The sequence below is a fragment of the Mesorhizobium sp. M1A.F.Ca.ET.072.01.1.1 genome (assembly GCF_004023325.1).
GTDB lineage: Bacteria > Pseudomonadota > Alphaproteobacteria > Rhizobiales > Rhizobiaceae > Mesorhizobium.
Window position 1 is genome coordinate 22,710 of record NZ_RZSF01000039.1, and the last position, 10,271, is coordinate 32,980.

Here is a 10,271-nt window from a genome sequence, read left to right on the forward strand (position 1 = left end):
GCGCCCGCCAGCATTTCTACCCAAGCACAGGCCAGTCGTTCTCTCCCTGAGGCGGCGGGCTTTCCCTTCCGCAGGAGGGTCTCGGACTTAATTGACTCGGTGCTGACTTTTTTTGGGTGTATCCTCTTCCAGTCGTCCCGTTCCGAACAGAGGCAGGCATGTTAAGGCACGGTGTAGTGGACCCGGCTGAGATCACAATCCTCTCAAAAGCCGTGAGCGATTATTGCTCAAAGCACAAGATCGCGCGCGCGGATGACCGCGAACAGATAGCGATAAAGGTAATGGACCTTTTCGGACAGGGCATAATTGACCCTGATCAGCTATTGGTGGAGCTTGAAAAGGCCGGCTAGCGAACCTGGCCGCATACATCCGTTTTTTTGAGTCGATGATTTCCGTCCCGTGCGGCTTGCGACAACAGGCGATCCTGATTGGCCAAGTCGAGTCCAGTAGTCCAGCAGGTACCAGGACGCTCAGATGGTGATCGCAGCTGATGCCCAGGCCAGTTGCCAGGACATGCCGGTGCTGGAGCTTCGTCTCTCCTAACAGCATGTCTCAGCGCCAGAAGCGCCTTGCGTCGACAAGGGCGTCGTGTGCCTTCGCGGCGTCTTTGAGAAGCTTGGACTTGTCCTCGGTGCTGTAGAGATCCTTCGCGCCAGCCACGTCCGAAAGCTCCAGCGCCGCCAGCATATCATGGGCGGTGGCCAGATCGTTGAGACTGCCGAGCTGATCCTGCAGGCTCTCCATCATCTTCATGAACCGTCGATGGCGTTTGGCTTCCGCCTTGCTGTTGTAAAGCGGCTCGAAGAACTCCGCCGCATAGCGCAGTTTCTTGGCGGCGATGCGTAATTTATGGCGGGTCTCGTCATCGGCATCGACGAGATTTTTGCCGGCCTTCGCTACCTTTTTCCAAAACTTATCAAATACACCGGAGGCGAAATCCCTTGCCGGCTGATCGGCCAACGTTTCGTCCGATTGGTCGGTGCGCCAGTCCCTGATGGAGACCCATTCTGTGGCCTCGATCATCAAGGAGCGGGCTCGCACCGAGGAAAGCGATGCTTCGACCGCCGCATAGGCGTCGTCGCGCGCGTTTTGAAGACGGCTAGAAAGAGCCTCACTCGAAGCCCGTCCGATCATCACGTCGATATTGCGCGCATCGCCAAATTCCGAGGCGAGCCATTTCAATTCTTCTCGCAGGTGGTCGAAACGGCTATCATGGAACAGCGACTTGCAGATCGAGCAAAGCGAGCGCAGCCGGCGCAGCGACACGCGAGCCTGATGCAGGGCCTCGGCATCGCGGTACCAGCCCAGCACCCATTCATTGAGACGAAACTGTCTGAGACAGGCCGCCGCGATGTGTGCGAAAGCCGTTGTCGCGCTCATCTCGGACGTGAGCGGGGTCGAAGCAGCTTTAACAGCACCAGGTGCCGAGCCAAGCAGATGATAGCCCCGTTCAGCTTTGCTCAGCACTCCGACATGCGTTGGTGTGATCAGGTCGACTTTCCGGGCAAGCGCGAACATCGCTCTCGCTGAGCCCGCCTTCTTCTCGAATTCGATCTCGCAGAGCGGCGCCTCCCGATCGGCTGCGACGACCTTGCCCAGATCCAGTGCGACTTCGATCATGGCGTCGCCATCCGTCACATTCCAGGAATGCCGTTTGACATGAACCTCGAACAAGGGCGCGAGCTTTGAGCGATCCTCCGCAAGCAGGTCGCGGATCTGCGGATCGTCAAGGATCGGTGTATCGCCGGCGACCGGCTGCTCCCATTCCTCGCGTGTGAACGATCCGGCCGCGGCGCCATTCCCGGCTTTGACGGTTTGTATGCGTTCATTTCCCGATTGCCGGATGCGAAGCGACAGGCCGCGCTTAGACAGGTCCCATCCGGGAGTGTCGAAATAGATGGATATCTGCTGGAGAATGGTGGGGGAGGATCCAAACGGATTCTTCTTCAGGAGCGACCGCGCACCCGATTGCGAAAGCTCGAGCTTCAGTTCCGTTTCCTGCATGATGTCTCGGCGTCGCGTTGCGGCAACCCCACCCCCCCAATCGTGCGTCATAAGACTGTCACAAACAACCGCCCGCCTCGGCCATTGTGGCCGGACCTCAAGCCGGCAGACGAGAATGAGCGCGCCGGAACCACACTTGTCAGTCCTCGTTCATCCGACATGCTAGAAAAGGACACAGCAGATGGCTACCAAAGAAAAGAAGAAGAAGGTGAGCCGCGTGGTGAAGGGTCAGGAGCTGGAGGTAGAGCACCTGACGGAAATTGCGGACGTCTCGCCGAGACAGGCGCGCGCCTTGTTGCGCAGCACGGTGCCGATTGGACCAAGCTCAAAGACGAAGCCGAAGGTCTCAAGGAAGAGGACTGAAATGTCGCGGCGCGGTTCTTTGCCTCTTCGCCCATTGCGGAGCGGCTAGGGCCGCTCTCGTTCGTATGACGCCCAAGCAATTGATCAAGGCGGCACGCAAGGAGCACCCGAACGCCTCGAAGAAGGACATCGCCCGCGCGGCGTTCTTCTCGATTATCGCGAACGCCGATCAGGACCGCGGAAAGGTCAAGAACCTACAGGCTTTCACACTGGCCGAACGTGTAGACGATGGCCGTTGATGGCGCCTGCGTCTGACCAATGCCGACCGAATGGCAATGCGCGAGCAACAGATTGAGATTTGCCGCAACATGATCGAATGGCGCGGTCGGGCGGACAAAGCCGTTCCACCAAATGGAAGCAGACCGGCGCATGCCCCCAGAGTCGAGACATCTACCTTCGGTCTCGCCTGAGCGATTAAGCGGCCTTGAGTTCCTTCAAAGCCTTCTCGAAGGCATCCTTGATCGGCTTGGATACATCCTCGCTCGCTCTCAACATCCCGCAGGGTCTTGGCCTGTTCGACAGAAATTTCAATCTGTTTGTTCACGCATCATCCGTCGCATCCGGGTTGCAAAAATGCGATAGATCTAGATATAGGGATATATGGATAAAATCAAAGCAATCGCGGCGCTCTCTGCGCTCGGCCAGGACACCAGGCTAGAGGTTTTCAGGCTTCTGGTGCGAGCCGGCCCGGATGGTTTGCCGGCCGGCGAAATCGGCGCGCGGCTTGGCGCGGTCCAAAACACGATGTCTGCGCACCTGAAAGTGCTCGACCATGCCGGGCTTGTCCGAGCCGAGCGTGACGGACGAATAATCCGCTACGTCGTCGACATGACGGGGTTCAGAGACCTGCTTGCCTACCTGATGGAAGATTGCTGCAACGGCAAGCCGGAGCTCTGTCAGCCGATCATCAAGGCAGTTACGTGCGATTGCTAAAGGCGGGATGCCATGAGCGATCCGATTTATAACGTCCTGTTTCTCTGCACCGGAAATTCGGCTCGATCGATCATCGGGGAGGCGATCATCAATCTCGTGGGCGCAGGCAAGTTCAAAGGCTACTCGGTTGGCTCGCACCCAAAGGGCGCAGTCCACCCTTATACCATGCAGCTCCTGAAGAGCCTCAACTACGATACCTCTTTCGCGCGCTCGAAGGACCGGGAAGAGTTCGCCAAGCCGGGCGCGCCCGAGATGGATTTCGTTTTCACCGTCTGTGACGATGCGGCCAACGAATCCTGCCCGATCTGGCCGGGTCAGCCGATGACAGCGCATTGGGGCGTGCCGGATCCGGCAGCGGTGGAAGGCTCCGAGGCTGAAAAGCACCTGGCCTTTGCCGACACCTATCGGATGCTCAACAATCGGATTTCAATCTTCGTCAGCCTGCCGATGAACAAGCTCGACAAGCTCGCGCTACAAAAGAGCCTGGATCAGATCGGTCGCAACCAGCTTGCACTTGAGAAGAGCCTGGATGAGATCGGTCAGGTCGGTCGCAGCCTACCCAAGGCAGGCTGAGCCAATGGTCGTCGATTTGCCACGCCGCCTTGTGGCGGAAGCCCTGGGCACCGCGATCCTTGTCGCGACCGTGGTTGGCTCGGGGATCATGGCCGCCAAGCTGACCAATGACGTCGCGCTGGCGCTGCTCGGCAACACGCTGCCGACGGGCGCTATTCTGGTGGTGCTGATCACCATCCTCGGTCCAATCTCTGGCGCTCATTTCAACCCGGCTGTGACGCTGGTTTTCGGATTGCGGCGCGAAATCACCGTCAATGCTGCCGTGCTCTACATCCTGGCGCAGATTGTCGGCGGCATCGTCGGCACGCTGGTCACACACGGGATGTTCGAGCTGCCGCTCGTCCAGATTTCGACGCATGCGCGGACAGGGTCAGGTCAATGGTTTGCGGAAGCAGTAGCCGCCTTCGGCCTTGTCTTCACCATCCTGGCCGGGTTGCGCTTCCGCTCCGATGCCATTCCGTGGCTGGTCGGACTCTACATTACCGCCGCCTACTGGTTCACTGCTTCGACCTCCTTCGCCAACCCTGCTGTGGCGATCGCGCGCGCCTTTTCCGACACCTTTGCTGGAATCCGACCGATTGACCTGCCGGCCTTCATCGTTGCCGAAATTCTCGGCGCCATTGTCGCTCTGCTCCTTGCCGGATGGTTGCTGGCGGAACCGAAACCCGCCTCCGTGGCGAACCCGAAATTGAAAGCCGCCGAATGACCATCACCATCTACCACAACCCCGACTGTGGCACCTCGCGCAACACGCTGGCGATGATCAGACAGTGCGGCGAGGAGCCTGAAGTTATCGAATATCTCAAGAATCCGCCCTCGCGGGAGAAGCTTGTGGAGCTGATCGGCGCGATGGGCATCACGCCACGCGATCTCTTGCGCGAGAAGGGCACGCCCTACGCGGAGCTCGATCTCGGCAACTCAAAATGGACCGACGACCAATTGATCGACTTCATGCTCGAGCATCCGATTTTAATCAACAGACCGATTGTCATCTCGCCGCTCGGCGTTGTCCTCGCAAGGCCATCGGAAGCCGTGCTCAGCATCCTCCCTAATCCGGATATCGGTCCGTTCACGAAGGAAGATGGCGAAAATCTCACTGCCACGGAACGTATGCTCTGATCGAGATCAATCGGATCTTGCTTCGTTTCGTGGACCGTCATTTCGTCGGGGCTTGACTCTCAAGCGACTGAAAGGTGCAGCGTGAAGGCGCGTTGGAAGCTCGACAAGCCGCTCCCACCCGATTGCAGCATGTAGCTCAGGAAGTAGGGGAGGGTCGCGCGTACCCCCGAAAACTCATTTACGAGGATGGTCGCGCACCCTGCTGCATAGAGAAGCCCGCCGATAGGTGCAAGCCTTCGCACGCTAAACCGCCGGGTGAGCGAAGGACTGATCAAGACTATTAGGATAGCGGTCGCCATGCCTGCTGCCGAGATCGAGCCAAAGAAGATCTCGTCTCGCCCAATCGACAACAGGTAAACTGGAAGCAGCGCAAAGATGCCCATCGCGAAGGAAATCAGGCATCTTTCAGCGATGAACATACGCCTATACCACAGAATACGAGTACTGGCGGTTGAAATAGTGTGCCGGTTCATTTCTGAATCCATGAAGTTGTGTGCTGTGTCGCCCCGGAGCGATGTTGTATTGCAGGGCTATTCGGACGTTCCGTGCACGCATATCTTGCCGTGCTAAGAGCACGCGTGCGCAAACCCTAAGTATCGCTTTGCTCCAACCCTCCATCTTGGCTGCCCGTGCCATGAACCACGACAGTCAGCCTGCTGCCCGCCTGACAAAAGAGATCCTCAAGATTCATGCCAGTTTGACCGATCGAGCCGTAGAAGGAGTTTTGGGTTTCTTTTCAGTCGATTAGCCTGGAGAAGAGCTAGAGATCGGCTAAAGAGGCCCCTATCGTGAACTCGACAAACCCGACAGAACATGTCGGGCGCCGCCTTTGAGGCGGCTATGCCTGGCTTCGGTGAGTCACAACTATCCTACAGGAGTTGAGAGACGGGGAGGGGCTCAGAAAGGCCGCTGCGAGATGCGGTACGACACGATGCCGATGCTGCCGCGCGGAACGCGCCTGCGACCACGCATTATCCCGGTGGGGCGCAACAGCGATCGAACTTCGAGGCTAAATGCGGTCGGACGATACGCGCGCCTCGACGGCCGATCCCGAAGAGGGCCTCCACCGAAAAGCCAACGGCGCTGAGACTGGGCGCTGCCGCATCTGGGATGGGTGGTGGGGACCTGTAGCAGTTGGTCCATGCCGACCCGGTTTATATTAGCCCGGGGCTCCCATCGCGGACGTGGCGGTGCCTTAACCAATAGAGCCTCGCCCTATCGGCAGGCGATCATGCCCGGAGCCGGAAGTCTGCGGTCCGAAAATTTTTCTGGACGAAATGTGCTCGGTGCCGATTACACATCGCTGGCGCGTTAGCAAGCCGGCCTGCATTGCGATTATATCGGCCGCGATGGTCCGGTCACTTTCATCTTCGTCGGATGGGCAACAAAGGCGGTCCCCTTTCGCGTTCTGCGGCCGCCTCCTCTGCCGGTCAACGTTCTTTATTGCCGCATTCCAAGGCCTCAATTGATGTCTAGGATGAAGCGCCGATTAGGTGAACGGATAGGCCGTGCGTTGTGGGGATAGAGCGAGACAAATCGAGCAATATCCGCAGCGTCGACCTGCACCGGTTCTTTTGCCAACATCCATTCAACGCTCTCGGTGCAGGGCGGCGTCGTCAATGATCCCTCATAGGTCCAGTAGCTGAGCGAGGCCGGGAGAAGCCCGCTGGGATCGATATCGGCGGCCATTGACGCGCCTGGCCGCGCAGGAAAGACTGCTGCCAGGCTTGCAAAGCTGGCATTTGTCGCGCCTGGTCTCAGAAAGACTCCCAGGACGCCAAAGCTGTCGCTCTTTGTGTCCTTGTGGACGAAATGCGCTTCCATCGGGAAACTCTTGCCAGCTATGCGATGCTCGCTTGGCGTATGAAAATGGAATTGGATCAATTCGAAAGTACGATCCCCGCGGGTCAGCGTGCTGCCTCCCGGCGTATTGATTTGAATGGTATGCCCGTTATTCACCAACTTGCAGGGGCTCTTGTGCCAATCTACTGAGATACGCGGCATGTCGGCCTTGACGGCGTCGGTAATATCAATAGGTGACTGCTGCGTACCCGCCGAACAGACGAAATTCTTCCTGTCCAGATCGGCCCAGTGCTCGGGCCCCACCTGACCAGTGTATCCCCAATGGGCCCCATCCGCCCGCGCGGCCGCGGCGCAGATGAGGCAAACGCCCTGTGCAGCGAACCCTTTGATCAGGTGACGACGGTCCATATTGCTTTCCCTTCCTAACGCGAATTGATGCTCTTCCAATTGAAAAAAAGGGCCATTGCGAGGACGCACGATCCAGCGAGTTGATCGGGTCCCGACATTGGGCCCAAGCTAACCAGGCTTCACCCTCCAGCTTTCGAACCACGAGACGAATCTGGCTGCTTCAAACCATCTCATCAGCTCTAACGAGCAGCCGCAACCAGCCTCTCGGCAAGTCTTGTCCGGCGAGCGATTATCTCTGATCCTTCATAGGAAAGGTGACCGCTGTCCCGGTAAAGGAATTTGCCATCGATCTCCGTCTTGCATGCTGTGCCGTCGCACAGAAAGTCGTGATAAGAAATGACCTCTACGCCAGCCTTCAAGGCCACTTTATTCAAGAGCTCGAGAGTGCTGGACTGACTTCGGCGGTATTGTGCGACGTATATTTTACAGTCGCTGTAACGCCCGACAATAACAATTCCACGTGCCTTCCTTTCAAGACAATCACCGATGTCGATGTTCCCAACCGGTGGAGGAGCAAGAACGACCACTCGCTTGCCCCGGGCGCGAACGGCATCGACGAGAGCCTTGATGCCATCAACGGCCTCATCAATGGAAAGATTGACCTCGGTGAAAGTACCTTTGGTCCTCTTAAGCAGCATGAATTGATCCGGCGCCGCGACGCCAAACGGGCTTGAAATGACAACGGTCTTTATTTCGGGTCGAGCTTTCAAGATACGCAAAACGCTGTCATTGAAGCGAATACAGCTCTCGCCGAAGGCGCGGGAATAGGGCGACGCTGTCGACGGCTTTGAGAAACCGGCTATTCCGACAGCAGGCAGGCACGCGCTCATCGTGAGCTGAGCCAGTCCCGTTTCTCCGATTGTCTTGGCCAAGCCGGGAACCACCGCCATGGCAAATGAATCACCCCAGACCAGCAACTCGGGTTTGTCGGTCGTTTCGCAGTTGCGATGGATTTCCTGAGGAGGCGATCCGGGCCTGAAATCACACGCCGGTCCCAAACCCTCGTTGATCCGTCGGATATAGGCAAAGTCAATGTTGCTTTGGGTCGCCGCAATGGCGAGCGAGGGCGACAAGCCGAGCAGAACCGATACAGCGAGGAGACCCGAAGACAGCCGTAAACGGGACGTCGCATAGCCGCGCCGGAACGGCTCCTCCACGAAACGGTGAAGAACCCAGCTCGCGACAAATGAGAAAGCAACTGCCGCATAGATCGCAAGGGCAGGTGTATCTGCGAGCCAAGCGGCCCGGACAAAGACGAGCACCGGCCAATGGATCAGATAGAGAGAATACGAGACGTCTCCTATCCTCGCCATGCCTCGAACCGCCACATTATCTTTACTGGGTGCAAGCAGGAGGACCAGCGTTGCGAGACAAACCACAGCCGCACCCGCGGCCGGATGAGGGGAACCAATGGGGACAACGGCAATAAAGAGAAGCAATGTGAGCGCCGGTAGGCGCAGCTTCGAAAGCTTGGCAGCCACGTTGGGGCTGATGGGAAGCAAGGCACCGAATGAACCCAGGGCCATTTCCCAAAATCGGGCCGGCAAAAGAAAAAATGCGGCGGATGGATCGCGGGAGGCTAAATAAAGACATAGCGAGAAGCTGGCAACGAGGAGCACGCCTACACCGGTCAGCCACCATCTCCTCGGAGCCAAGGCCAAGAAGGCAGGGAGGAGCAAATAAAACTGCTCCTCGATAGCGAGTGACCAGAAATGCAGGAGGGGCTTCGTTTCGGCGGCGCCACCGAAGTAGTCGGACTGAAACCAGAGAACGATATTGCCGGTGAATGTGAGGGCCCCGAGAACCTGGTTTTGGAACCCTTTCAGCTCCACCTCCGACAGGAAGAAAGGCGCAGCGATCGTCGTGAGCGCAATGACGACGTAGGCAGCCGGCAACAGGCGTTTAGCACGCCGGTAGTAGAACTCCCAAAAACTGAACCGTGATTGCTCAACATGCGTCCTGACGAGACCCGTGATCAGGAACCCCGATATGACGAAAAAAATGTCAACGCCAAGATAACCTGCGGCACCCGGTCCAAGACGGGCGTGATAAAGAACAACCAGAAAAACGGCCAAGCCTCGCAAGGCCTGAATATCGGTTCGCAAATATTGCGGCATGGACTACCTAATATAGAGGTGACTTTGCTGAAGTGAGGGCACGGCAGTTACGAAGACGACCGGGGTTTTATCCTATCGGTTGATTCCTTCGCGTCACCGAATTCCCAAGGCTGGACGTCACTTCCATGCTTGCGAGCGCCATTTGCACACGTGTGCTCGACGTGCTTTGAAACCAGTCAGATCGAGATTTGCCCCATTTCAGAAAATTCGAAAAATCAATTGTTTCGATGGAACTTATCCACACCGTGGATCGTAGGGTGGCTGCATAACGATTGAACGTCGGCTCTTTCTCTTACCATTGCAGAAGTGATTGCCTTGGCAGTTCGGAGGCTGTTGCACATCCAATCGTCTATTGTCGTATGCATTTGAACACCCACCCGCCGAACCGCGGCTTGGGGATCGTCTTTCTGATTTCCAGACAATCATATGGTCGTGCTGCGTCTTTGTGGGCCAGCTCCTCACATCAGCCTGACGATGGGTCTGGTCGCGCAGTTCCTCTCCAGTTTCATCTCGCAGAGGCCATCGTCGAGACGGGTACGAGAAGAACACGGGAGCAGAGTCTGATGAACCTTTTCCGGTGATGAGACATGGTGGAATTTGTTATGCTCTGTCGTGAGCGAACCGCTCAAAGAAAGCGAATCTCGCCTCAAATGTTTTCCGGCAGATAAATCTCAAACGGCAAGAACGTCTGCCATGGCGTCTCTGCGGTGCCTGTCTCGATTGCCCTGGCCATCAGCGTCACCAACTCCTGGCAAAGCAGGCGCAGGGGCGTGGCAACCGCCATCGTAATGATGTCGTCCGCGAGCGCTGCTCGCGACTCTGGCGTGATCTCGTTGACGATCGCCAGGAGATCCCGACCATCGCCCTCTTCCCGGAGTGCAGCGATGGCGCCCTCCGTGCCGCCGCCGGCGACATACAAGCCGACAAGTTCGGATTCGCGTTGTATGATAT

The 10,271-nt window shown here is 57.5% G+C and carries 10 protein-coding genes and 2 pseudogenes; 6 read left to right on the forward strand and 6 right to left on the reverse strand.

What is annotated here, in order from left to right; all coding sequences use genetic code 11:
* Positions 1-552: 552 nt before the first annotated feature.
* Positions 553-2,055 (reverse strand): inorganic triphosphatase, encoded by a 1,503-nt coding sequence (locus tag EOA32_RS08625; RefSeq protein ID WP_348632196.1) that lies wholly within the window; start codon positions 2,053-2,055, stop codon positions 553-555.
* A gap of 130 nt (positions 2,056-2,185) precedes the next feature.
* Here EOA32_RS08625 and EOA32_RS08630 point away from each other — a divergent pair, with 130 nt between their 5' ends.
* Positions 2,186-2,416, forward strand: a complete 231-nt coding sequence (locus tag EOA32_RS08630) for a hypothetical protein (protein ID WP_245499209.1) — start codon at positions 2,186-2,188, stop codon at positions 2,414-2,416.
* A gap of 16 nt (positions 2,417-2,432) precedes the next feature.
* On the forward strand, positions 2,433-2,606 hold the full coding sequence (locus EOA32_RS38470) for a hypothetical protein (protein WP_189407011.1): 174 nt from the start codon (positions 2,433-2,435) through the stop codon (positions 2,604-2,606).
* 175 nt (positions 2,607-2,781) lie between these two features.
* On the opposite strand, the pseudogene EOA32_RS39735 reads toward EOA32_RS38470, so the two are convergent.
* Positions 2,782-2,905, reverse strand: a pseudogene (locus EOA32_RS39735) (phasin); the annotation flags it as partial.
* 62 nt (positions 2,906-2,967) lie between these two features.
* Between EOA32_RS39735 and EOA32_RS08640 the strand changes: the two are divergent.
* From EOA32_RS08640 to arsC, 4 genes are read left to right on the forward strand one after another with little or no spacing between them, the layout of a single operon-like run.
* Positions 2,968-3,300, forward strand: coding sequence for a metalloregulator ArsR/SmtB family transcription factor (locus tag EOA32_RS08640; RefSeq protein WP_128371487.1), 333 nt, complete (start codon positions 2,968-2,970; stop codon positions 3,298-3,300).
* A 12-nt stretch (positions 3,301-3,312) separates the two neighbouring features.
* On the forward strand, positions 3,313-3,873 hold the full coding sequence (locus EOA32_RS08645) for an arsenate reductase ArsC (RefSeq protein ID WP_128371488.1): 561 nt from the start codon (positions 3,313-3,315) through the stop codon (positions 3,871-3,873).
* A gap of 4 nt (positions 3,874-3,877) precedes the next feature.
* On the forward strand, positions 3,878-4,579 hold the full coding sequence (locus EOA32_RS08650) for an MIP/aquaporin family protein (RefSeq protein ID WP_128371489.1): 702 nt from the start codon (positions 3,878-3,880) through the stop codon (positions 4,577-4,579).
* A complete protein-coding gene (gene arsC / locus EOA32_RS08655; RefSeq protein ID WP_128371490.1) occupies positions 4,576-4,992 on the forward strand; it encodes an arsenate reductase (glutaredoxin) in 417 nt (138 codons plus the stop codon). The genes EOA32_RS08650 and arsC overlap by 4 nt, the downstream gene beginning before the upstream one ends.
* Positions 4,993-5,051: 59 nt before the next feature.
* Here the strand turns inward: arsC and EOA32_RS08660 are convergent, their stop codons facing one another.
* The 4 genes and pseudogenes from EOA32_RS08660 to EOA32_RS08675 form a co-directional block, all read right to left on the reverse strand.
* Positions 5,052-5,411, reverse strand: coding sequence for a hypothetical protein (locus EOA32_RS08660; RefSeq protein WP_128371491.1), 360 nt, complete (start codon positions 5,409-5,411; stop codon positions 5,052-5,054).
* Between the two features lie 1,042 nt (positions 5,412-6,453).
* On the reverse strand, positions 6,454-7,203 hold the full coding sequence (locus tag EOA32_RS08665) for a carbonic anhydrase (RefSeq protein WP_128371492.1): 750 nt from the start codon (positions 7,201-7,203) through the stop codon (positions 6,454-6,456).
* A gap of 179 nt (positions 7,204-7,382) precedes the next feature.
* Entirely contained in the window at positions 7,383-9,320 is a 1,938-nt protein-coding gene (locus EOA32_RS08670) for an acyltransferase family protein (RefSeq protein WP_128371493.1), read from the reverse strand.
* 646 nt (positions 9,321-9,966) lie between these two features.
* Positions 9,967-10,271 (reverse strand): annotated as a pseudogene (locus EOA32_RS08675) (LacI family transcriptional regulator); the annotation flags it as partial.

Excerpts from the sequence above, each read along its gene's own strand:
- EOA32_RS38470 (WP_189407011.1), top strand. The coding sequence starts at position 2,433 with ATGACGCCCAAGCAATTGATCAAGGCGGCACGCAAGGAGCACCCGAAC.
- EOA32_RS08665 (WP_128371492.1), bottom strand. The coding sequence starts at position 7,203 with ATGGACCGTCGTCACCTGATCAAAGGGTTCGCTGCACAGGGCGTTTGC.
- EOA32_RS08630 (WP_245499209.1), top strand. The coding sequence starts at position 2,186 with ATGGCTACCAAAGAAAAGAAGAAGAAGGTGAGCCGCGTGGTGAAGGGT.
- EOA32_RS08670 (WP_128371493.1), bottom strand. The coding sequence starts at position 9,320 with ATGCCGCAATATTTGCGAACCGATATTCAGGCCTTGCGAGGCTTGGCC.
- EOA32_RS08645 (WP_128371488.1), top strand. The coding sequence starts at position 3,313 with ATGAGCGATCCGATTTATAACGTCCTGTTTCTCTGCACCGGAAATTCG.
- EOA32_RS08660 (WP_128371491.1), bottom strand. The coding sequence starts at position 5,411 with ATGTTCATCGCTGAAAGATGCCTGATTTCCTTCGCGATGGGCATCTTT.
- arsC (WP_128371490.1), top strand. The coding sequence starts at position 4,576 with ATGACCATCACCATCTACCACAACCCCGACTGTGGCACCTCGCGCAAC.
- EOA32_RS08640 (WP_128371487.1), top strand. The coding sequence starts at position 2,968 with ATGGATAAAATCAAAGCAATCGCGGCGCTCTCTGCGCTCGGCCAGGAC.
- EOA32_RS08650 (WP_128371489.1), top strand. The coding sequence starts at position 3,878 with ATGGTCGTCGATTTGCCACGCCGCCTTGTGGCGGAAGCCCTGGGCACC.
- EOA32_RS08625 (WP_348632196.1), bottom strand. The coding sequence starts at position 2,055 with ATGACGCACGATTGGGGGGGTGGGGTTGCCGCAACGCGACGCCGAGAC.